The sequence below is a fragment of the Methylothermaceae bacteria B42 genome (assembly GCA_001566965.1).
In the GTDB taxonomy this organism is placed as follows: Bacteria; Pseudomonadota; Gammaproteobacteria; order Methylococcales; family Methylothermaceae; genus Methylohalobius.
In genome coordinates, this window is the sequence record LSNW01000005.1 from 26,316 (window position 1) to 48,554 (window position 22,239).

Below are 22,239 nucleotides of genomic sequence, written 5' to 3' on the forward strand. Positions count from 1 at the left end.
CACATTTAAAGCAAAAACATCGTTACCAGCTTTTCCAACAACCCTAAAGTCAGCCGCATAAGAAAACCCAAGCCAATAATGGCGATAATGGGAGAGAGATCCAATCCTCCAATGGGCGGCAATAGCCTCCGGCAGGGTCTCATCACCGGTTCGGTCAAATAGGATAATAAGGAATAGACAGGATTATAGGGATCGGGATTGATCCAGCTAAGGAGCGCCTGGATGATGATGGCAAAAATAAAAACATTAAACGCCAGCTTGACTAGCTGAATGAACGCTACCGCGGCTAAAGCGCCGACGGCAACCTGACCACCTCCTTGAAGGAAGGCGACTAAATAGTCGCCCAGCATTTGCAATGCGAACATCAAAACCAGCGATGCCGTATCCACCCGGCCAAAAGAGGGAATAAAACGGCGCAATATTCTCAGCGGGGGATGGGTAATTTTTACCAGAAATTGGGAAATCGGATTATAAAAATCCGCCTCCACCAACTGCAGCAGGAATCGAAGCATCACTGCCAGAATATACAGTCCAAATACTGCGTCGATGAGAAATGTCATCGGATTGGCTAGTAAACCGCTCATTTAATCTTCTCCTCCCAACTGTTCGGATAATTCTTTTGATCGCTCACACGCAGCAGCCAAGGCCTGCTCCACCATCGCCTCAAAGCCGGAATCTTGAAACACAGACAATGCCTTTTCAGTGGTTCCTCCGGGAGAAGTCACGCGAATTCTCAGCTGTTCAGGGCCAAGATCCGACTCAAGCGCCAGCTTGGCGGCTCCCAGTGCCGTTTGTTCCACCAGTAAACGGGCCACCGACGCATCCAAACCAAGCGCAACCCCGGCTTTTTCCATCATTTCCATTAACAAGAAAAAATAGGCGGGTCCGCTGCCGGAAACCGCAGTTACCGCGTCCAGTAAAGTTTCCTCTTCCACCCAGACAGTAATGCCCACAGCGCGCAGTAAGGATTCAGCGGACTCTCTTTGTACTTCAGTCACTAACCCATTGGCGTGCAACCCCGTGGCGGCAGATTGCACTAAAGCGGGCGTATTGGGCATGGCGCGGACAATGGGAACTTCTCCGCCGAGCCAGCGGGCCAAGGAAGCTTCTCTGATGCCCGCGGCAATTGACACGACCAAGGGCTTTTTTTCCTGAACCTCTGGGGCAATTTCATTGGCTACATCCCTGATGTGCTGAGGCTTTACCGCCAAAACCACAATATCTGATTGACGAACCAAATCAGCGTTGTTGGAACAAGCAGTAATGCCGTAGTGGGAAGCCAGCTTTCCCAGCTTTTCATGATCGATATCCACAACCCGAATCTTATCTTTTGGCAACCCATCGGCCACCAGCCCCCCAATCAGGCTAGTTGCCATATTCCCGGCGCCGATAAATCCAATGACGGCTGCTTGCATTCATACCTCCCCTAGCCCGAATATTGCGCCAGCCGGCTTCAGGCCTTCCAGTAATTTATTGATTAAAAAAGAAAATGCTTAATTTTCATAAAATTCGTGGGGTATGATTGCCCCTGGCCCGAATCCTATCCCGGCCCTGGCTTGTCCAGGCACGCCTGGACTTGGGCTTCCTTCAACCCATAGCAACGACGGCTATGGGCCTCAGTCCAGCCCGGCGTCCAACCGCACCTGTCCTGCGCCATCATCCGGGATGCTGGCGCAATATTCGGGCTACATAAAAAGTGGATGCCTGAAGCATCCACCAATGCATTATTCCGATGACCCGGATTTTGATTTTAACTTCCTGAGTTTTTTGTCCTTCTGACGAGTTTTTCCATAACTTTTATTCACGATTTTTCCCCGCCGTGTCCTTAAATCACCTTTTCCCATTGAACGACTCCTTAACTTTGAAAATTCATCAGCAGTTCATTTTACAAGCTGATGAACAATGAAAAAAGCAAAGTTTTCAGAAGATTGGCAACTCTCTGGACTAACCCATCCTTATGCCGCATTACCAATACCGGCTTTGTCTGAAACTGTTTGCCTTTTCCTGTGCCAAAATAGAGTACTTATTAAATAATCATGCCTATAAAATTTGATAGCTTGGGATTTCTTTAAGTACTTGGGGTGGTTCTTCCGTGGGTGTTGGCGGCCTGGATGGCCGCCATCAAGTCCTCAGGGATGAGTTTATGACGTCCCACGGAAGAACCACCCCAGCACCTAGCTGTGTAAATTATGGGCAAGACAAAATTAACCATGACAATACCACCCAATCAGATTACCGGCCTGGTCTTGGCTGGAGGCCGGGCCAAACGCATGAATACTCAAGACAAGGGCTTGATAGATTGCGCCGGCCGACCGCTCATTAGCTATGCCATTGACGTATTAAATCAAGTCTGTAGCGATATATTGATCAACGCTAACCGTTCCCTCGAGCAATATAAAACATTTGGGATGCCTGTCATTCAAGACGCCACTACTACCTTTGATGGCCCGTTGGCGGGTATTCTGGCCGGGCTTAATGTGGCTTCCACACCATATTTAATTTCCATCCCCTGCGATTGTCCGAAACTGGAAGCCGATACGCTTAGGCGCTTGGTTCAGGCCCTGGAAACAAAGAATGGGGAAATTTCCATGCCCCACGATGGTAGCAGAGCCCATCCTGTCATCATGGCGCTGCGCACCCATCTCGCCCCAAGTTTGTCCGCCCAGCTTGCCGCGGGAGAAAGAAAAATTGACCGTTGGACCCAAAAACACGAATGTGTGTTAATCGATTGCAGTGATAATCCGGATCAATTCTTGAATGTCAATACGCCTGAAGATTTACAGCAGATGGAACATCAGTTGCGGACAAAACCGTCATGAGCAAACCAGACATTCTCATGACCCGCGCCGGGCTTGCTTCCGCAGTGCCTGCCACAGCTTACGATGAATACGGCCGACTCCGGGAACTCTCCCTGGCCGCTGAAAGAGCGTTGACAATCTATTTGGACAAGCAGGAAATCGTCACTTTGATGACTATTGGCACCCACCCTGAACTATTGACCCTGGGTTATCTGCGCAATCAAGGGCTAGTGCCAAATCTGGAAGACATCCTCGCCGTTCAGGTGGACTGGGAGGTGGAAGCAGTGGCGGTAACCACAAAAACGCCCAATCTTCCGCAAGTAGCAGAAAAGCTGTCTCGCCGGACTGTCACTACTGGCTGCGGTCAGGGCACGGTATTCGGCCGTTTACAGGATGAACTGGAAAAAATCCGGTTAACCCCATCCCCTGTCAAACAATCCACCCTCTATGATTTGCTTGCCAATATCCGTCATTACAATGAAGTATACAAACAAGCCGGCGCGGTCCACGGATGCGCCCTATGCAAGGAAAGCGAAATCCTGTTTTTCTGCGAAGATGTGGGACGCCACAATGCCGTGGATGCCATCGCCGGATTCATGTGGCTGGAAGATATCAGGGGCGATGACAAAATCTTCTATACCACCGGGCGATTAACCTCGGAAATGGTCATCAAAGCCGCGCAAATGAAAATCCCTGTCATCCTTTCCCGTTCCGGGACGACGCAAATGGGACTGGAGATGGCAAAAAAAATCGGCATGACACTAATTTCCCGGGCAAAAGGCAAGCATTTTCTGGTACTCAACGGCGTGGAAAATGTCGGCTACGACGCAACGCTCCCCGAAAAAGATTAATTATCTTCTTCGAAGAAAAACCGTTTTTCTCCAAATGCAGGCTTTAACTGATCTATCCAGGTGGCCTGGGCGTCAAAGCGGGCGAAAAACGGCCGCTGGACCCAATCAGGATTGCGGCCCTGTAAAAACCTGAGCACAAACACTTTCTCGCCCTGGATTTCCGTTACCCCTTGGATTTCCACTTTCCCCGGCGTCGCGCTCATGCTTGGCCCCCGTGCGCTGCGCCCCAATCCAGAAACTTGTTGGATAGCTTGACGATAGATCTGCCAGCATTTCTCTAACGGCACTTCAAAATAATGGCGGGCCCCAGTATCCCGTTCCACGAACATGTAATAAGGGATAATCCCCAATGATACCTGGCTACGCCACATTCTCGCCCAGACATCCGGGTCATCATTGATACGCGCCAGCACCGGTCCTTGAGAACGAATGACCGCCCCTGTGCTTCTCACCTTGGCAATAGCCTCGTGCGCGGCATCGGTTTCCAGTTCCCGCCAATGGTTGTAATGGGCCATGAGGGCTACGTGTTTGCCCGCCTGACTGATTCGTTCCAGCAAGCGCAGTAAATCATCAGCGTCGTCATCGCTCAAAAAACGGTAGGGCCAATAGGTCAATGCTTTGGTTCCAATACGGATGGTTCGAATATGGTCGAATTCCTGGGTGAGCAAGGGTTCAAGGTAGGCTGCCAGGTGGCGGGTTCGCATCACCATGGGATCGCCGCCCGTTATCAGCAGGTCCGTTACCTCGTGATGGTTGCGCAAATAGTCCAGCAACGCTTGGTTTTCCCGGGTTGCGATGCGTAATGCTTTGTCACCCACAAACTGCGCCCAGCGAAAACAGAAGGTGCAATAGCTGTGACAGGTTTGGCCCTGGCTGGGAAAGAAAAGCACCGTTTCCCGGTACTTATGCTGAATCCCGTCAATGATTTTACCGTTACTTTGCTTCGGTCTGTTCAGCGCCAATTGTCCTGCCGGATGGGGATTGAGGCGATCTCGGATTTGGGTGGCCAAGTCATGAATCGTCTTTTTATCAGCCTGCTTTTTCAGCAAATCCGCCATGGCATTGAAGTCATCTTCCGCCAACATCCGGCGCTGGGGAAAGGTCAATTTGAAAATGGGGTCCTCAGGCACCCGATTCCAATCAATGAGCTGTTCCACCACATAGCGGTTAACCCGAAACGGCAGCACCTGGGCCACCACCTGCATGTCGAAGCGGAACTGCGGGGCAAACCTTCGCAACGGCTCAATTCGGTTATTTTCCAGATCCCCAAGTGTATAAATCTCTAACTTGGGATTGGGCGCTAGGGAGGAAGGATAACCGGAAAAATATTTCATTAAATACCTATTCTTTCAGTTTGATATTTCTTTAAGGTGTTGGGGGAGTTCTTCCGGGTGTTAGTGGCATGGATGGCCGCTATCAACCTCTCAAGGATGGGTTCACAGTGTCCCTCGGAAGAACTCCCCCAGCATCTATGCTGTGTAAAATTGATAGGCAAGTTTCAGAAATTTCAAGCATTGGCAACAGCAATAACATATTCAGACACTATTGTACCTTTGATCAAATGCTCCTGGATGATGCGCTCCAACACCTCCGGGGTACAGGAGTGGTACCACACGCCTTCCGGATATACCACCGCTACCGGTCCCTTCATGCACACCCGCAAACAATTGGCCTTGGTGCGCTGTATGCCACCCGCGCCGGCCAGATTCAATTCATCCAGCCGGCATTTGAGATAATTCCATGATTCCAACCCCACTTCTTTGCTGCAGCACTTGGGTTCGCTGGGTTCACAACACAAAAAAATATGATGGCGGGTCTTTTCCAACCCCAATTTTCCAACAACCTCCATTAAACGATTATCCAAGTCTGTCATCATGTCACCTCTTATTTATTCCAATGTTTGTAATAATTTTTCAACTACCCGCCGCTGGCGGGACGGAGACAAATCCGGGCCCATTGGCAAACTCAGTACCCTGCGCGACAATTTTTCCGCCACCGGAAAAGCCCCTTCGCCATATCCTAAATCCACAAACACCGGCTGATAATGGATGGGCAAGGGATAATGCACCGCCGTGGGAATTCCTGCTTTATTCAGACGGTGGACTACTTGCTCCCGGTCTTCAATTTGCACTGTATACTGCCCGTACACAGAAGTATTGTAAGGTTCTATATAGGGCACTATGACTTCAGTATTCGCCAACATTTGGGAATAACGGGCGGCAATCTCCCGGCGCCGTTCCAACTCCCAAGCAAATTGACCCAGTTTAGCAAGCAATACCGCCGCCTGAAGCGTGTCCAGCCGGCCATTGATGCCCAATCTTTGATGTTGGTATCGGCGCTTCTGGCCATGCGCTCGAATCTGGCGCATGACTTCAGCAAGCGCGGCGTCACGGGTAAATATAGCGCCACCATCTCCATACCCCCCCAATGGCTTGCTGGGGAAAAAGCTGGTCACGCCTATTTGGGTCAGGCCGCAGGAACGTCTCCCCTTGTATTCGGCGCCAAAGCTCTGACATCCATCTTCAATCACTGGCAATCGAGATTTTTCGGCAATTTCATTAATCCGGTCAAAATCCGCGCATTGCCCATAAAGACTGACAGGGATAATGGCGCGGGTCCGGGGGGTAATTGCCGCCTCTATTCCGGATGGATCCAGGTTATAGGTTTTGGGGTCAATATCCACAAAACACGGCCTGGCGCCTGTCAAGGCAATGGCTTCAGCGGTGGCAATGAAAGTAAACGGCGTGGTGATGACTTCATCCCCAGGGCCGATACCCAGGGCCATTAGGGCAATAAACAGGGCATCTGTTCCGCTGCTGACGGTGATGCAATGGGAAACGCCCACGAAATCGGCCAGTCTGGATTCCAGTTCGGCCACTTCCGGGCCAAGCACATAGCGGCCGTGACGGAGTACGGCTTCTATTCCCCGCTCCAGATGAGGCCGCAGCCGTGCTTGTTGGGCGGCGAGATCGATAAACGGCATCGGTTGGTTGATCGTCTCCCGCTCCAGTTCAGCCAAGGCTTTCTCAGGCAATACCACGGGTTTCTCTCCCAGGGTATCGAAGTTTTCATCCTGGCTGACAATATAAGTCTGGTCATCCGGAAGGCTGCGGGCCGCGGCGGCTACTTGGGCTTGAACGGGATTGCGGGCGTGCAAAAAAACCTCCTGCTGCTCGAAACCGTGATCGCTCAGGATATTTGCCCGCGCCAACAAGCCCCGCCAAAAATCTGGATCTCCTTCCCGGCATGATTCAATGGCGCGAGCCACATAAGACAAGGTCGCCGCTGTCAGCCAGATTTTTACCCCAGATTCAGCGGCCCTTGACAACAATGTTGAAACCGTCGAAGAACCATCAACCGCCCACGCCTGCGCCAAGTCGGGATCCAAAACCCAGTGTTTTTGAACTTTTGCCACGTCTCAGATTCTCTTGGTTTAGGTCTTGCCGGAAGCAATGGACACTTCCACCGCCATCGCGCACAATAAATTCATGTACGTTACCCAATTTGCCCGGCATGGGCAACATCACCACCAATGAACACCTTTTACCCCGCTGTAGCCCAATGGTTCCGGGAAACCTTCGGCCAACCCACTGACTGTCAAAAGCTTGCCTGGCAAGCCCTGAAGGAAAACCACCACACCCTGGTCGCCGCCCCCACAGGTTCCGGGAAAACCCTGGCGGCCTTTCTCTCCGCCATCGACCATCTGGTCAAACAAGCGGCTGAGGGAACTTTAGCCACCGGTGTCCAGGCCGTCTATGTCTCTCCCCTTAAAGCCCTCAGCCATGATATCGAACGCAACCTGGCGGAACCTCTGGAAGCGATTCAGAAAAAGCTTTTTGAAGAGGGTATATCCCATCCACCCATCCGCGCCCAATGCCGCACCGGCGACCCCCCCCAAGCGGTTCGAACCGCCATGGCCAAACACCCGCCCCATATCCTGGTCACTACCCCCGAATCCCTTTATATCCTGTTGACCTCGGAAAGCGGGCGGCGAATGCTTGAAACCACCCGCACAGTGATTGTCGACGAACTCCACGCCCTGATTGGCAACAAACGGGGCGCGCACCTGGCTTTGTCTCTGGAACGTCTGCAACATCTTTGCCAACACCCGCTTACCCGAATCGGCCTATCCGCCACCCAGACGCCCCTGGCAACCACCGCCCGATTTCTACTCGGATCAGATATCCCCTTGGACCAATGTGAAATTATCGATAGCGGCCACTTGCGCCCTCTGGATCTGGATATCGTGTTGCCGGACCTGCCACTGGAGGCCGTTCTCTCTCAGGAAGCGGCCAAATCCCTGTACGACCGTATGTCCGGGATGATTCGTCAGCACCGCACGACTCTGGTATTCGTCAATACCCGGCGGCAGGCGGAGCGGGTGGCGCGGGCGTTGAGCGAGCGACTGGGGGAAGAACACGTCACTTCCCATCACGGCAGCCTTTCCCGCCCGCAACGCCTGGACGCGGAAAAAAGGCTGAAAGCCGGGGAACTCAAGGCGCTGGTGGCAACAGCGTCATTGGAACTGGGCATCGATATCGGCGATGTGGACCTGGTTTGCCAACTGGGCACCACCGATTCTATTGCCACCTTTTTGCAGCGGGTGGGCCGGGCCGGTCACAGCCTGGAGAAAACCCCCAAGGGCCGTCTGTTTCCCACTAGCCGGGATGAATTGATTGTCGCCCTGGCTTTGATTGACGCCATCCAGCGGCGGGAATTGGAGACTTACCAGATTATCGCCCGGCCTTTGGACGTACTGGCCCAGCAAATTGTGGCCATGGCCGCTTGTGAAGATTGGCATGAAGACAACCTGTTCCACTGTATCCGCAAGGCCGCGCCTTACCGGGACCTGCCCAGGGATACCTTCGACGATGTTATTCAAATGCTTGCCACCGGTTACACCACCCGCCGGGGCCGTCGCGGCGCTTATCTTCATTACGACGCCATTCACCGCCAAATCAAGGGCCGCAAGGGCGCGCGCTTGACTGCGATTACCTGCGGCGGCGCGATTCCCGACAATGCCGATTACCGGGTGATTTTGGAACCTTCCGGAGAATGCATCGGCTCGGTGGACGAGGACTTCGCCGTGGAAAGCCTGGCCGGCGACATATTCCAGTTGGGCAATAATAGCTGGCGGGTGTTGCGGCTGGAACAAGACAGCCTGCGGGTGGAAGACGCCCAGGGACAACCGCCGAGCATTCCCTTCTGGTTCGGAGAAGCGCCGGGGCGCAGCGATGTGCTGGCGTCGGCGGTCTCGCGGCTGCGGCAAGCCATTTTTGACAGTACTCAAAAAACCGGCATTCAATCCACCCAAAACAACCTGGTTCAACAACTCAACATCAACCCCCAGGCTATCCGCCAGGCGGTGGAATATCTGGCGGCGGCCGGCAAAGCCCTCGGCGTCATGCCCAGCCAGGAAAATATTGTCATGGAACGCTTTTTCGACGAAGCCGGCGATCTTCACCTCATCATTCACAGCCCTTTTGGCAGCCGCATCAACCGGGCGTGGGGACTGGCCCTGCGCAAGCGCTTTTGCCGCGGTTTCAACTTTGAGCTTCAGGCTGCCGCCACCGAAGACGCCCTGTTGCTCTCCCTCGGCGCCGGTCAAAGCTTCCCCCTCGAGTCGGTCAAGGATTTTTTGAAGAGCGCGACTGTCCGCCACCTTCTGATCCAAGCCCTTTTGGACAACCCCATGTTTACCGTCCGTTGGCGCTGGAACGCCACCATTTCCCTGGCGGTGCGGCGCTTTCAAAACGGCCGCAAGACGCCGCCCTATCTGGTGCGAATGCAGGCGGAAGATCTGGTCACTGCGGTATTCCCGGAACAAATGGCCTGCCTGGAAAATATTCAGGGTGACCGCACCATTCCCGACCACCCTTTGATCCAGCAAACCCTGGACGACTGCCTCCATGAAGCCATGGATATCGAAGGGTTGGAACGCATTCTCAAGAACATTGAGACAGATAAGATCAAAGTAACGCCAAAAGAAACCGTGGAACCCTCGCCCCTGGGGGCGGAGATGCTCAGCGCCCGGGTTTATGCCTTTATCGACGGCGCGCCCCTGGAGGAACGCCGGGTCCGGGCCGTGTCCCAGCGCCGCTGGCTGGATCCCGACGACGCGGAGGACTTGGGCAAACTCGCCCCGGAAGCTATCACCCAGGTTCAACAAGAAGCCAAACCGGCGCCAACGAGTCCGGAGGAACTTCACGATACATTGCTGGTTTCAGGATACTTGTTAGAAAATCAACCCGAAGCGCATTGGCAAGGCTGGTTGGATAATTTATGCGAGCAAGGCCGAACCGCGCGTTTGCCCTTGCCGAACCACACCCTGTGGATTGCCGCTGAACACTGGCCTTTGTTTCACGTGCTTTTCCCCGGCCGCACGCCCTCTCCCTTGCCACAACTGCCTCCTGAACTGGCAACCAAGGAAACTACCCCCGAACAAGCCTTGACGGAAATTCTCCGCGCCCGCCTTGCTTGCACCGGCCCCATTCAAACAAACATCCTGGCGGAAGAATTAGGTTTATCCAACACCGTCATCGAACAGGCCCTGCTTCAACTGGAACAGGACGGCGTCATTCTGCGGGGAGATTTCGGCTGGTGCGAGCGGGCCCTCCTGGCCCGGATTCACCGTCTCACCCTCAACGCCTTGCGCGAAGCCATCCAGCCGGTCTCTGGCGCCCAATTCATGCGTTTTCTGTTGCGCTGGCAGCATGTTCATCCGGAAAGCCGGTTGCAAGGCCAGCAAGCATTGATGGAAGTAATTTCCCAGTTGGAAGGATTTGAGGCCACCCCGGAAACCTGGGAGCGGGAGATCCTGCCCATGCGGATGGCGGATTTTCAACCCGAGTGGCTGGATCGTTTGTGTTTGTCCGGGAAATACGCCTGGCTGCGGCTGTCGCCATCGGGCAAGCGTACTCCCATGAAAACCCTGCCCATCGCTTTCGTCGCCCGCCGCCATGTCAAATTGTGGCGCAATCCCGATTCATTGAACCCTCCCGAAAGCCCCCAAGCCCAAAAGGTTCTGGAAACCCTGGAAAAAGAAGGCGCGCTTTTCTTTGACGAACTGCAAGACCTTTGCCGCTTGCTGCCTTCACAACTGGAAAACGCCTTGTCTGAATTAATCGCCTTGGGCTGGATCAGCGCCGACAGCCTGGAAGGGCTCCAGGCCCTGCAACTGCCGGAGGCCAAAAAACGCCGCTACAAACGCCAACTGAATACGCTGGAAAACAGCGGCCGCTGGCACCGGCTGTCTTCCGCTTCCGGGGAAGAAGAAACTCAAACCGAATATCAGGCCCGCAAGCTGCTCAAGCGCTACGGCATTGTCTGCCGTGCCCTGGCCGCCAAGGAACCGGCCATGCCATCTTGGCTGTCCCTGGTGAGAGTTTACCGGCGTCTGGAAGCACGGGGAGAAATCCGCGGCGGACGATTTATCGCCGGGCAATTCGGCGAACAATTCGCTCTGCCGGAAGCGGTGTCCATGCTGCGAAAGGCCCACAAACCCGATCAGGACCCACCGGTTGTCATCTCTGCCGCCGATCCGCTTAATCTGAATTCAGTCCTGAGCCCAAGCCACCCGATCCCTAAGTATGCAGGCAAGATACGAATCGAGAACGGCGTTTTGAAGCCGGTTAATCAGTTGAAAACATCGGCGTAGACCTCCGCCAGCGGCAGGTTCGCTTTCACCGAACGGAGATCAATGGCCGTATCTTCTTCCCCATAAATATCCAGTTCCAGCGCTTCGCCACGGCGGCGATACACCTCCACCCGGACTTCTTCGGGAGATACCAGCACGTATTCCTGCAAAGAAGGAAGTTTTTGATAATTGAGACGTTTTTCCCGCCGGTCGGTGGTTTCCGTGGAAGGTGATAATACTTCAAAAATCAGCACCGGTTCCCGCAGGAAAACATCGGACATTGCCAGAGACTCGCAACTGACAACCACATCCGGGTAATAAAAAGCATCGGCGGCTTCAATGCGGACCTTCATATCGCTCATATAGGCAAAACAAGGCCCCCCTTTGAGGTGGGCGCGTAAAAACGCCGCAATATTCAAAGCCACCAGATTATGGCCCCGGGTACTGCCCACCATGGCGAATACTTCTCCCGCCACGTATTCGTGTCTGACTTCGCTGACAAGCTCCCCTTGCAGATATTCCTCAACGGAAGTGGGATATAAACGCGCGTGTTCTGTCATAGCCAATACCGGCAACACAATCAGGATTGAAAGCCATTATAACAAATCACAAAAACACCTTTGGAATCAACCATTTCAACAATCCTGTCACCACCACAATACCCACCAGATTCAATATCAGGCCGGTTTTGACCATTTCCCACACCCGAACCCGGCCGCTGCCGAAAATAATGGCGTTAGGCGGCGTGGCGACGGGGAACATGAAGGCGCAGGAAGCCGATACCGTGGCGGGCAACATCAGCCAAACCGGTTCCAGTGCCAACGCCTTGGCCAACGAGGCAAGAATGGGCAATACCAGTTGGGTGGTGGCCGTATTAGAAGTCAGCTCAGTCAGAAATGTCATGCCCGTGGATACCGAGACCATCAAACCCAGCATGCCAGTTCCCGCCAGTCCCTGTAGTTGAGACGCAATCCAAGTGGACAGGCCACTTTGCTCGAACCCGGACGCCAACGCAAAACCGCCGCCAAACAGAATCACTACCGGCCAGGGCAGTCTCATGAAAACACCTTGATCCAACAAGGTGGTCCGTTGCCCCGAGTCGCCGCGGGCCGGCAGCAGAAATAACAAGATCGCCATGGCAATGGCGACAGTCCCGTCGTCAATCAAATCACCAAAGGCAAGCCACTGCTGCCAGCCAGGCAAGTGGAAATTATTCAAGGTCACGCCCTTGCGGCTGATCCATAATATGGCGGTAGCGGCGAATACCCAGGCGACCAGTTTTTCCTCGCGGCTGATCCTGCCTTGCCGGGCTCTTTCCTGGGCGACAATGGTTTCCAGCTGTTCCAATTTTGGTAACCGCCGCAGATAAACGCTCTTGAGATACAGCACTAACGCCATCAACATCGTTATCCCCACCGGCAGGCCAATCATCATCCAGCGCAGAAAATCCACTTCCTGCCCTGTGGTCTCTTCATACAAGCGGGCAAAAACCAGGTTGGGCGCTGTCCCCACCAGCGTCATCATGCCGCCGATGGAAGCGGCATAGGCAATCGCCAACAACAGCACCACGGCGAATCGATGCGCCTGCCGCGGCCCCAGCAATGCTTCAAAACGGGCCAAAATCGCCAAGGCGATGGGCAGCATCACCAAGGTCGTGGCGGTGTTGGATATCCACATGGAAAGAAATGCGGTGGCGACAATGAAGCCCATCATCAAAGACGCGGGTCTGCCGCCAAACCAGGCAAGCACCGTTAGCGCAATGCGCCGATGAAGTTGCCAGCGTTCCATGGCCTGAGCAATCATAAACCCGCCCAGTAACAGAAACACCGTGGAATTCATATATTTGGCCGCCACCACCTTGGTGGCGGCGATACCAAACAAGGGAAAAAGCACCAAAGGCAACAGGGCGGTAGCGGCGAGGGGAATTGCCTCGGTAATCCACAGCAGCGCCATTAATATGGCAATCGCCGCCATGTGGCCGGTCTGGGGAGAATCCCCCAGATCCAGGGCCAGTGCCAGCCCGGCAAAAATTACCAGGGCGATGCCGAGAATAAGCGGTTTCACATGGAAGAATGCAATTTCGGGCTCAGTTCGTGCACGGCTTCCACCATCGCCTCCACATGGGCGGGATCGACATCCGGTGAAATACCATGGCCTAAATTGAACACGTGGCCACTGCCCTTCCCAAAGGCTTCCAAGATATGCCCGACTTTATTACGGATAGTGGCAGGTGACGCATATAAAGCCACAGGATCCAGATTCCCTTGCAGAGCAACCTGCTCTCCTACCCTTTTACGGGCCTGATGAATATCACAAGTCCAATCCAACCCCAGGGCATCGAACCCGGCATCGGCCATGGATTCCAACCATTGCCCGCCACCCTTGGTAAATAAAATCACGGGGATTTTTTGACCCCCTTGATGGGTTTGCAGCCGTTGACGGACCTTTTCAGCAGCCTTCAGAGAAAAATCCAGGTAGTCTTCCGTGGTCAACATGCCGCCCCAAGTATCGAAAATCATGACCGCTTGCACTCCCGCGGCAATTTGGGCATTCAGATAATCCGCCACCGCCATGGCCAATTTGTCCAACAAAGTGGCCATCAGATCCGGCGCGTCGTAAAGCAATTTTTTGACTTGCTTAAAATCCCGGCTGCCGCGCCCTTCCACCATATAGGTGGCCAAGGTCCAAGGACTGCCGGCAAAACCGATCAATGGGGTCTTTCCGGCGAGCTCCCGGCGAATCAACCGCACCGCGTCCATCACATAGCCCAATTCGGCTTCGGGATCGGGAATGGGTAAACTTTCAATATCCGCAGCGCTGCGCAATGGGTGCGCAAAGCGCGGTCCCTCGCCCTCGGCAAAGGACAGGCCAAGGCCCATGGCATCGGGAATGGTGAGAATATCGGAAAACAAGATCGCCGCATCCAGCCGGAAACGCCGCAGCGGCTGGAGGGTGACTTCGCAGGCAAGCTCCGGGTTGGTGCACAGACTCATAAAACTACCCGCTTGTTCCCGCACCTTGCGGTATTCAGGCAGATAACGGCCCGCCTGGCGCATAAACCAGACCGGTGTTCGAGACACCGGACGGCGCAACAGGGCATCAATCAAATAGGGATTTTCATTCATTGTCATTCCAAAGTTTGTAGATAAGAATTTGGCCATCATTATTCCAACAGCAAGTGTCGGTGCCACCAGGGATGGGTTCACGGCGTCCCGCTGATGGCAGACCGGAACACCTTTCCCGCATAAAGTTTAAAGGCAGAAATTCCAAAAACTAGCTAGGGAGAACCAGCCAAGCGGATTTCCTTTTGCACCACCCCCACACGCCTGAGCCAAGGATTGCCCAGAGCAGGGGGTAGGCGCTTGATGGCTTGCTTGGCTTCTATGTTATCGGTATACACCCCATAAACCAACGAGTACCAATCCTTGCCCATGCGCTTTTTCCGGTAGACCGCCAAGGAACCAAGATGCGCATAGCGCTTGGCAAATGCCAACAGATCTTCCGGCTTGTCAAACGCAGCTATCTGTAGGGTGTAATTGGAGGGATTTTGCGCCAACAGCCAAGCGCGGTCTTTTATACCCAAAGATGCCAGTTTGGTTTCCAGCAGTTCGCCGGGGTTTTGGGATGCCTTGGTTACGGGATTTTCCGGAGACCGGCTCAAAGTCTCGGGCTCTATTTTGGTTTTGTTCAATGTCACTGGGGGCTGCGAAGGTGCAGGCGACGTTTTTTTTATTTCAGGCTCAGCCTTGGGTAAAGATTCATTCAACCGGGCATGGGATATAGGCGCTTGCTTAAGTTTCGATCCCTCCCTAGCCAAAACATCTTCTGGCATTTCCGCAGAACCGGTTTCTACTGGGAGTGGGCCTGCTTTTTCCCGCAGATTCTCAGCCTTGACGGAAGACTTCGGATTTTCAGCTATCTCCTGCTTTTCATTCTCAACCGGTGATGGCGCAGATTTTACAACGACCGGAATGGATGTCTTTTCTTTCCGGTCCACCACGGAAGAACCTGGTTCAGGGGCTTCCGGCGCTTTTGACTGATACCACCAAGTCATCCCGACCACCGCTAAAACGAGCGCGGTCAAACCAAGATAAACGGGCTTGGCCATGGCCTTGTGCCAATAAATGGGGGGATTTCCCTTGAATTCTTGCGCCAATCTTTTGATCCCGGCAGGAATCCCGTGGGATTCACGGTAAATGCGCCGGCCAATTTCCTCCGTAAACGGATCTGAGGAACGATGAGACTTGCTCCAAAGGGAACGGACAAATTCGCCGCACTGTGATTCAGTTAATGGAGGAAGCTCAATCACATGGGCTTGCTCTACCGCCCAAGGATCCGTGCTAGCTTTCACGTGCAATTCGTCTGGACGCAGCGTCGCAACCAAACGCAAAGCAGGGTCGGTGCTAATGAAACGGCACACTGCATCAAATACACCCGGCATCAAACAGCCCGCATTATCCAAGGCCAACACGAGTATCCGCCCATCCCGCTGCATATTGGCCAGTGGCCGTATCAAGGCTGGTTCGGTTTCGGAAAGGGTGGCTTTCTCCACGCCCAAAAACCGGCCCAGGGTATTTTCAATTTCCTCAAAGCTGAGCTGAGGGGTGCATTCCACGGTGCATACACGCCAGCCATCGGGCGCAAACTCCTGCAAACAGGACAAAAAAGTGGATTTGCCAATGCCCTCTGGGCCGGTCAGAAGCAAAGGTTGACTCAGGTTGACAAGCAAGTGAAGCAGCAAATCGAATTTCTGTCTGCGCTCCGGGGAAAGATAGTTAAATGAGTGAGCTATCGGGCCTGCTTCATTTAATTCAGCTTGAAGGTGACTGTATTCATCTACCATAATCGCTTAGCGTCGCTCGTAAATGTTCTAAAGGCACCGACTGTGGCAAAGCCGCCCGGCCGACGGATTCCAGTAAAATCAAGCGGAGCTTGCCATTGATATTTTTCTTATCGACGGCCATCAATTCCAAGAAACGATCCGTATCCAGAGACTTAGGTGGCAAGGTGGGCAAGCCTGCCCGCTGGACCAGTTTTTCGATACGGTTCACCTCATTATGATGCAACCAACCCAGGCGTCGGGACAAATCCGCCGCCTGGCACATGCCTATGGCGACAGCTTCCCCATGCAAGTATTGTTCATAATCGGTACCGGTTTCAATGGCATGACCAAAGGTATGCCCGAAATTCAAGATAGCGCGCAGCCCTGATTCTCTCTCGTCTTCGGCCACCACCTCGGCTTTGTTGATACAACTACGCTCAATGGCGAAGGCCAATGCCTCGTCATCCCGTGCCAGCAGTGCATCCATATTCGTTTCCAGCCAGCAGAAAAAATCCGCATCGCGAATCAAGCCATATTTAATGATCTCGGCAATTCCTGCTTTGAATTGCCGCTCATCCAGGGTATCCAAAACCTTGGTATCAGCAATCACGCATTGGGGCTGATAGAAAGCGCCAATCATGTTTTTGCCCTTGGGGTGATTGACGCCGGTTTTGCCTCCAACCGAGGAATCCACTTGCGCCAGCAGCGTGGTGGGTATCTGGATAAATGGAATTCCCCGTTGATAACACGCCGCGGCAAAGCCCACAATGTCGCCAATCACTCCGCCCCCTAGTGCAATCAAGGTGGCATTGCGGCTAAAGCGCAGATCAAGCAATGCATCAAAAATCCGGTTGACCGACTCCAGATTTTTATAAATTTCTCCGTCCGGCACAATTAAGGATTCCTTGACCGGCGCCTTTAAGACATCCATCACCTTGGTTAAATATAAGGGCGCTATGGTTTCATTTGTGACCACCATTACCTGATTGGATTGCAAATGCCGGTTGACCAAGCCCTCGTTGCCCAGCAAATGAATACCAATATAGATGGGATAACTGCGCTTGCCTAAGTCAATGTTGACGATTTTCATCAAAGGAGTTTTCTTGCGTAGGTTGATATGCCTTGAGGATTTTGCGGGTTGCGGCGCGGCTGGAGCAAATGCCGGTATCAATGATCAAATCAGCAATGGAAGTATATAGAGGATCCCGAACCGCCATCAGTTCCCGCAAGCGTTTTCCTGGATCAGGTACATTCAGCAATGGCCGGTTAGTGTCCTTGCGGGTTCGCAGGATTTGTTTATCCACAGGGCAACGCAGATAGACCACAAAACCGTTTTGCGCCAATCGCGCGCGGTTTTCCGGCCTCAATACAATCCCCCCGCCGGTGGCCAATACAATGTTTTGCAGCTTTATCAATTCCGCCAGCGCTTCACTTTCCCGCTTACGGAAACCTTCCTCGCCTTCATATTCAAAGATCACCGGAATGGATACGCCGGTCCTGGCTTCGATTTCCTTGTCGCTATCATAAAAATCCCGTCCTAACGCATTCGCGAGGAAACGACCAATGGTTGTTTTGCCCGCTCCCATGGGGCCAACCAAATAAAGATTGTTATTGCGCCGCATAACCAAATCAGCCGAATAAAAAAGGCCGGGACAAGCCCGGCCTCGACAGAAAATCGGTAAACCGATTGTCAGTTGAGCCGCTGAGCCCTGATCAATTTGAACAATAGCTTACCATTTTCTTTGACCATCCGCAGGTCTCCGGAGTAGTAGTGGCCATTGAACTCCGCGGTTGGGATATGCACCACATCCCCTTCAAGACTTGCTTTCCCCGCTTCCCGTTCCAGATCCTGGGTATCCATGACCTCCTGTATGGGACCTAAAGAATCAACCCGTAGCAGTTCAAACATAATCTCATTACTACGTTTAAACATGCGAAGCTCAGCAGAATACTCCATGCCATTGGCTTCCACTACAGGAATATACATCACATCTCCCATAAAGGTGGAACGATTGGCCTCCAAACTTGCGCTTTGTACAGGGGAGATGGAAGGCGTCAATTTGGTTTGCACGACACGCAAATCGTATTGATCGTCACTGAATGGAAAAACAATGATTTTTTCTTCCTTGATGGTTCTATCTTTACCTTCGGCATCTTTACCACATTTAACCTCTTCCTTGATTCTGACACTGCCGTCTTCATCCCGCTTCAATGGTGAAGACACAACTAAGTAATAAGTACCCGGGTTGCGCAATCCGACTTCTACCTGTTTGCTCACGCCAAAAGCAGGATCAATAATGCCCAGCAAAGCCGGAGAAAACACGCCGTCATTCAGTGAAAGATATAAATGATGCACTAAAATCGTGGTTGGTGTGGTCTCACCAACACAAACGAACAAAGGTCTTTCCTCATCCAGCATTTCTTGACTGACTTTGCCGCCATCAAAAATATAGACAACCCAAGGACCGCCTTCCTCGCCAATTTGATTGGCACAAGCGGCATTGCCAGGACAAAGCTCCACGGAAAGGATCTCGTCTCCCTGGCTTTCCAGTTTATAGATATCAATGTCAGATTCTGTGGACAAATGCCCCACCAATTGAACGACAGAACCAATACCATTAGCATCCGCCAGGGCATTGTTCAGTTCGGTTTCGGCGTCATGGAAATTGGGATCGGGGTGCCTGCCGCCAGGGTTTGCCAAGTTACTCCCACTGACGAGGAGCACATAATCCTCTCTTGAATCCTCCAGATTGGATACAACAACATAATATTTTCCCGGCTTTTCCAAAGTCGTGGAAAAAACAAGGTCGCTGGACTTGCTGCTGTTTTTGGCCGCCAAAACATTGCCGGACCGATCGCGTATCGTAATATTCCAAGCAGCCAGTCCTGAAGGCATTTCAATAGTCACTTCGGCTTTTGGCTCAGTGGTATTGATAGAATACCAATCCTGATCTTCAATCGAAAAAAGCTGCCCCTTCACGGGCTGGCCCGGGGAAAGAGGGTCAGCAACCGCCAAGTGGTTATTCGGCTCCAATTCTCCCTTGGCAATAGTAATTAATTCTTGAAACCTTTGGCTTTTTTCCTCCCCTTCTGCACTGGTATTTGTTCCTTCACCAGTAGTAACTCCCGTACCAGTCCCTGCGCCAGAACCCGTGCCACTAGCCGTTCCCCCCGTGTTAGTACCGCTACTACTGCTTCCGGTGGTAGATGTACCACCAGCCCCAGTACCTCCTGTGGGAAAGGGATTTTGCCCGTTCAATAAGTTTTCCAGCAAATCAGCTTGTACAGGAATTGAACATGTCACCAACAGGACAGCACTTCCTATCAACCCACGCAACATCTCGCCACCTTTTACAATTCTTTTTCCATGCATTAATCCAACCTCATTGCAAATTCATTGATTTGAGAATCTTGGGGGTTATGAATACCAATAGTTCCAACTTCTTATCCGCTAATACTTCCTTACGGAACAGAAAGCCCACGACGGGAAGATCGCCAAAGAAGGGAACTTTATTCACCGTCTTATTTTTTTCTCTATCGTAAACACCACCCAGTACTACTGTCTCCCCATTCGCCACTTGAACCGTGGTTTGTATCTCACGTTTATTAATTGCTAGCCCGTTGGGAGTCAGCTCACCCCGAGAGTCTTTTTTCACAAGAAGATCCATCACCACATTGTCATCTGGGGTGATATGAGGAGTCACTTGTAATTTCAGGACCGCCTTTTTGAATTGGGTTTGAGTCCCATTTTGGCTTACGGTCTGGAAGGGAATCTCAACACCCTGCTCAATTGAAGCCTGGGTCTGATCCTGGGTAATCACCCGCGGCATGGAAACCACTTCCCCTCGATTCTCATCCTGGAGGGCGGAGAGTTCCAACTGCATCAGGAACTTATTGAGCTTGAAGATGGCGATGCCAAAACCGCCTCCGGCACCCGGACCAATGGCGGCAGGCAAATCAACAATCCCAAAATTCGTCCCTTGGGTACCGCCAAATAATGTTTGTGTACCTTGGCCCAGGCTGCCACCTTGACCCTGGTTTCCACCGCGCTTGGAGCCATTGAGGCGAACCCCCAGTTCGCGGCCAAAATCATCGCTGGCGATAACTACCCGGGACTCAATAAGTACTTGGCGTACGGGCCGGTCCAACTCCTTGATAAGCCTGCGAATCGCTTCCAAATTGCTGGCAGTGTCCTTGACAATCAGGATATTGGTCCGCTCATCGATATTCACCTCTCCCCGTGGAGAAAGAATCGATCCGCCAGCGACGGTTTCCTTAGCAGTGGTTTCTTCGAAAGTCTTGGTGTATTGAGATATGCCTTGGGCCTGATTTTGCTGGGTGCTCGTCTGGGAAGTAGTCTTCTGCATCCCCTTGAGCACCTTCAAAATATCTGCGGCTTTGGCGTAATTGAGTTGGATAAGCTCGGTGCGCAATGGCTCTTTCTGTTCCCGGAACTGGACGTGCTCCAGCTCTTTCTTTTCCAGCTTGATGATCTCATCCAGGGGAGCCACCCAAACCACATTACCTTCCTTGCGTTTACCCAATCCCTTCGCCTTCAATACCAAATCTAACGCTTGATCCCAGGGGACATTATTCAGTTTTAAGGTCACATTCCCTTGTACAGAATCACTGGCAATAATGTTCAGGCCTGTGAAATCCGCCAGGATTTGAAGTACGGAACGCACTGGAATATCCTGGAAGTTCAGCGACAGCCGCTCCCCAGTATAAGGAAACTTTTTCTTTTTCCGCTCCGCCTTTTGGGCCGGGGTCAAAGGCCTGAATTCCAAAGTCAACAGCCGGTCTGACTGGTAAGAAAGATAATCATAAGCAGCAGTTGCCGGCGTAATCACCAGTTGGGTCTTTCGGCCATCAGAAAACGCCTCGATGCTTTTCACCGGCGTGGCGAAATCAGTGACATCCAGCTTCTTTGCCAAATTGGGCGGTAGCTGGGTATTAAGGAAAGTCGCGACGACTTTACCCCCTTCCTCACGCAGATCCACCAACGTATTGGGGCTGGCGAGAAATACCATAATCCTACCTTCACCCCGGGGGCCGCGGCGGAAATCAATTTTTTCAATTCGTTGGCCGGACAATCCTTTTGAAGTCACAGGAGCAGCAGAAGTTGCTATTGCGCCTGCATTTTTCAAAGTGACATAGATTTCACGGCCCTCGGTATGAATATCAAAAGGTACTTGAGAAACCAGATTGATCACAACCCGGGTGCGGTTATCGGCTTCCACCACATTGACACTGGTCACAACCCCAGTGTTTACCGGAATCGCTTTTTTACCCAAAGCATTTTTTACATCGGGCAGATCCAAAAAGATACGCGCAGGATTGTCGGTTTTATAGGCCTTGGGACTGAATGCCGGGCCATCCAATGTAAGCTTGAGCTGCAGCTTATCCCCAGGCAAGGTAATAAATTGGATATCTCGCAGTTGCATGGTTTCGGCAGCAGCCACCGATGCCCATAGCCAGCCCAGAATCAATATCCACACTTTCCCCCAACATATCTGCTTTTTAAAAGCGTTTACATCAAACATATGTATCTACCCTTACTGGTTTTCCTAAAATTACAAAAGCCAAATAATTTATTGCGCCAAGGCCAAGGCCGCTTGCCGCTCTCGCCATGTACCCGGGGCATCGGGAACAATTTCCACGATCTCTACCCGATCATCCAAAATACGGACAATCTTGCCGTGATTGCGGCCCAGATAATTTCCTGGCCGGACCCGGTAAATCGTCCCTTCCGAAGTACCAATTAAAGCCCAAAGCTGACCATCCTTCTTGACAGTCCCCATCATGCGCAAACTATCCAACGCGTAGGATTCCAACTCCTCCTTTGGCCGCGCAAGATCCGGCTTAATGCCACTGCCTATCATTGCGGTCCGGGGTGGCTGAGCCACTTTAGCGGGCGCAAATGGGTCCCGCAAACCTTCGGGATCAAAGACGAAGGTTTCCACTGTCTGGATTTCCGGCAAGGGTTTGATGGGCGCCTTGGGGCGGGCCTTGACTTCGGCCACATAGGCTTCTAAATCTGACATATCCCGGCCACTACAAGCAGTTAAGAGCACGCAACAAATCACAACTAACAGCGATTTATTGTTTAAAGCTAAAGGCTCACGCAAGATT

General features: G+C 52.5%; 17 protein-coding genes. 3 read left to right on the plus strand and 14 right to left on the minus strand.

The window, feature by feature from the left end; genetic code table 11:
- Positions 1 to 5: 5 nt before the first annotated feature.
- Entirely contained in the window at positions 6 to 584 is a 579-nt protein-coding gene (locus AXA67_03375) for a hypothetical protein (GenBank protein KXJ41851.1), read from the minus strand.
- Entirely contained in the window at positions 585 to 1,415 is an 831-nt protein-coding gene (locus tag AXA67_03380) for a pyrroline-5-carboxylate reductase (protein KXJ41852.1), read from the minus strand.
- A 774-nt stretch (positions 1,416 to 2,189) separates the two neighbouring features.
- Here AXA67_03380 and AXA67_03385 point away from each other — a divergent pair.
- Together AXA67_03385 and AXA67_03390 are read left to right on the plus strand one after the other, a co-directional pair.
- A complete protein-coding gene (locus AXA67_03385; GenBank protein ID KXJ41853.1) occupies positions 2,190 to 2,819 on the plus strand; it encodes a hypothetical protein in 630 nt (209 codons plus the stop codon).
- Positions 2,816 to 3,649 (plus strand): formate dehydrogenase family accessory protein FdhD, encoded by an 834-nt coding sequence (locus AXA67_03390; GenBank protein KXJ41854.1) that lies wholly within the window; start codon positions 2,816 to 2,818, stop codon positions 3,647 to 3,649. Before AXA67_03385 ends, AXA67_03390 begins: the two co-directional genes overlap by 4 nt.
- On the opposite strand, the gene AXA67_03395 is transcribed toward AXA67_03390, so the two are convergent.
- The 3 genes from AXA67_03395 to AXA67_03405 all read right to left on the minus strand — a co-directional run bounded on the left by AXA67_03395 (position 3,646) and on the right by AXA67_03405 (position 6,632).
- Positions 3,646 to 4,983 carry a lysine 2,3-aminomutase gene (locus AXA67_03395; protein ID KXJ41855.1) on the minus strand — a complete coding sequence of 446 codons (1,338 nt, stop codon included), beginning with the start codon at positions 4,981 to 4,983 and terminating at the stop codon, positions 3,646 to 3,648. The two genes, AXA67_03390 and AXA67_03395, sit on opposite strands and share 4 nt — an antisense overlap.
- A 173-nt stretch (positions 4,984 to 5,156) precedes the next feature.
- Positions 5,157 to 5,525, minus strand: coding sequence for a ferredoxin (locus AXA67_03400; GenBank protein KXJ41856.1), 369 nt, complete (start codon positions 5,523 to 5,525; stop codon positions 5,157 to 5,159).
- Positions 5,526 to 5,537: 12 nt separating this feature from the next.
- Positions 5,538 to 6,632: an aminotransferase DegT gene (locus AXA67_03405; GenBank protein KXJ41908.1), complete on the minus strand. Its 1,095-nt coding sequence runs from the start codon at positions 6,630 to 6,632 to the stop codon at positions 5,538 to 5,540.
- Between the two features lie 549 nt (positions 6,633 to 7,181).
- Between AXA67_03405 and AXA67_03410 the strand changes: the two genes are divergently transcribed.
- The gene (locus AXA67_03410) at positions 7,182 to 11,306 is read left to right on the plus strand and encodes an ATP-dependent DNA helicase (protein ID KXJ41857.1); all 4,125 of its coding nucleotides are present in this window, start codon (positions 7,182 to 7,184) and stop codon (positions 11,304 to 11,306) included.
- On the opposite strand, the gene AXA67_03415 is transcribed toward AXA67_03410, so the two are convergent.
- From AXA67_03415 to AXA67_03455, 9 genes are all read right to left on the minus strand, one after another.
- Positions 11,285 to 11,845: a hypothetical protein gene (locus AXA67_03415; GenBank protein ID KXJ41858.1), complete on the minus strand. Its 561-nt coding sequence runs from the start codon at positions 11,843 to 11,845 to the stop codon at positions 11,285 to 11,287. The genes AXA67_03410 and AXA67_03415 overlap by 22 nt on opposite strands.
- A 46-nt stretch (positions 11,846 to 11,891) precedes the next feature.
- Complete coding sequence (locus AXA67_03420) at positions 11,892 to 13,349, minus strand: hypothetical protein (GenBank protein KXJ41859.1); 1,458 nt, start codon at positions 13,347 to 13,349, stop codon at positions 11,892 to 11,894.
- Complete coding sequence (gene hemE, locus AXA67_03425; protein KXJ41909.1) at positions 13,346 to 14,416, minus strand: uroporphyrinogen decarboxylase; 1,071 nt, start codon at positions 14,414 to 14,416, stop codon at positions 13,346 to 13,348. Before hemE ends, AXA67_03420 begins: the two co-directional genes overlap by 4 nt.
- Positions 14,417 to 14,562: 146 nt before the next feature.
- Entirely contained in the window at positions 14,563 to 16,128 is a 1,566-nt protein-coding gene (locus AXA67_03430; GenBank protein KXJ41860.1) for a hypothetical protein, read from the minus strand.
- Positions 16,118 to 17,197 (minus strand): 3-dehydroquinate synthase, encoded by a 1,080-nt coding sequence (locus AXA67_03435; GenBank protein ID KXJ41861.1) that lies wholly within the window; start codon positions 17,195 to 17,197, stop codon positions 16,118 to 16,120. Before AXA67_03435 ends, AXA67_03430 begins: the two co-directional genes overlap by 11 nt.
- On the minus strand, positions 17,178 to 17,729 hold the full coding sequence (gene aroK / locus AXA67_03440) for a shikimate kinase (GenBank protein KXJ41862.1): 552 nt from the start codon (positions 17,727 to 17,729) through the stop codon (positions 17,178 to 17,180). Before aroK ends, AXA67_03435 begins: the two co-directional genes overlap by 20 nt.
- 68 nt (positions 17,730 to 17,797) lie before the next feature.
- Positions 17,798 to 19,480, minus strand: a complete 1,683-nt coding sequence (locus tag AXA67_03445) for a hypothetical protein (protein KXJ41863.1) — start codon at positions 19,478 to 19,480, stop codon at positions 17,798 to 17,800.
- Positions 19,481 to 19,490: 10 nt separating this feature from the next.
- Positions 19,491 to 21,569, minus strand: a complete 2,079-nt coding sequence (locus AXA67_03450) for a hypothetical protein (GenBank protein ID KXJ41910.1) — start codon at positions 21,567 to 21,569, stop codon at positions 19,491 to 19,493.
- Positions 21,570 to 21,698: 129 nt separating this feature from the next.
- Positions 21,699 to 22,202: a pilus assembly protein PilP gene (locus tag AXA67_03455; GenBank protein ID KXJ41911.1), complete on the minus strand. Its 504-nt coding sequence runs from the start codon at positions 22,200 to 22,202 to the stop codon at positions 21,699 to 21,701.
- Positions 22,203 to 22,239 lie beyond the last annotated feature (37 nt).

What these genes read in the sequence shown, in the direction of transcription:
- AXA67_03385 (KXJ41853.1), top strand. Translation starts at nt 2,190, where the DNA reads ATGGGCAAGACAAAATTAACCATGACAATACCACCCAATCAGATTACC.
- hemE (KXJ41909.1), bottom strand. Translation starts at nt 14,416, where the DNA reads ATGACAATGAATGAAAATCCCTATTTGATTGATGCCCTGTTGCGCCGT.
- AXA67_03395 (KXJ41855.1), bottom strand. Translation starts at nt 4,983, where the DNA reads ATGAAATATTTTTCCGGTTATCCTTCCTCCCTAGCGCCCAATCCCAAG.
- AXA67_03445 (KXJ41863.1), bottom strand. Translation starts at nt 19,480, where the DNA reads ATGCATGGAAAAAGAATTGTAAAAGGTGGCGAGATGTTGCGTGGGTTG.
- AXA67_03390 (KXJ41854.1), top strand. Translation starts at nt 2,816, where the DNA reads ATGAGCAAACCAGACATTCTCATGACCCGCGCCGGGCTTGCTTCCGCA.
- AXA67_03380 (KXJ41852.1), bottom strand. Translation starts at nt 1,415, where the DNA reads ATGCAAGCAGCCGTCATTGGATTTATCGGCGCCGGGAATATGGCAACT.
- AXA67_03400 (KXJ41856.1), bottom strand. Translation starts at nt 5,525, where the DNA reads ATGATGACAGACTTGGATAATCGTTTAATGGAGGTTGTTGGAAAATTG.
- AXA67_03430 (KXJ41860.1), bottom strand. Translation starts at nt 16,128, where the DNA reads ATGGTAGATGAATACAGTCACCTTCAAGCTGAATTAAATGAAGCAGGC.
- AXA67_03375 (KXJ41851.1), bottom strand. Translation starts at nt 584, where the DNA reads ATGAGCGGTTTACTAGCCAATCCGATGACATTTCTCATCGACGCAGTA.
- AXA67_03405 (KXJ41908.1), bottom strand. Translation starts at nt 6,632, where the DNA reads ATGCCGTTTATCGATCTCGCCGCCCAACAAGCACGGCTGCGGCCTCAT.
- aroK (KXJ41862.1), bottom strand. Translation starts at nt 17,729, where the DNA reads ATGCGGCGCAATAACAATCTTTATTTGGTTGGCCCCATGGGAGCGGGC.
- AXA67_03410 (KXJ41857.1), top strand. Translation starts at nt 7,182, where the DNA reads ATGAACACCTTTTACCCCGCTGTAGCCCAATGGTTCCGGGAAACCTTC.
- AXA67_03415 (KXJ41858.1), bottom strand. Translation starts at nt 11,845, where the DNA reads ATGACAGAACACGCGCGTTTATATCCCACTTCCGTTGAGGAATATCTG.
- AXA67_03435 (KXJ41861.1), bottom strand. Translation starts at nt 17,197, where the DNA reads ATGAAAATCGTCAACATTGACTTAGGCAAGCGCAGTTATCCCATCTAT.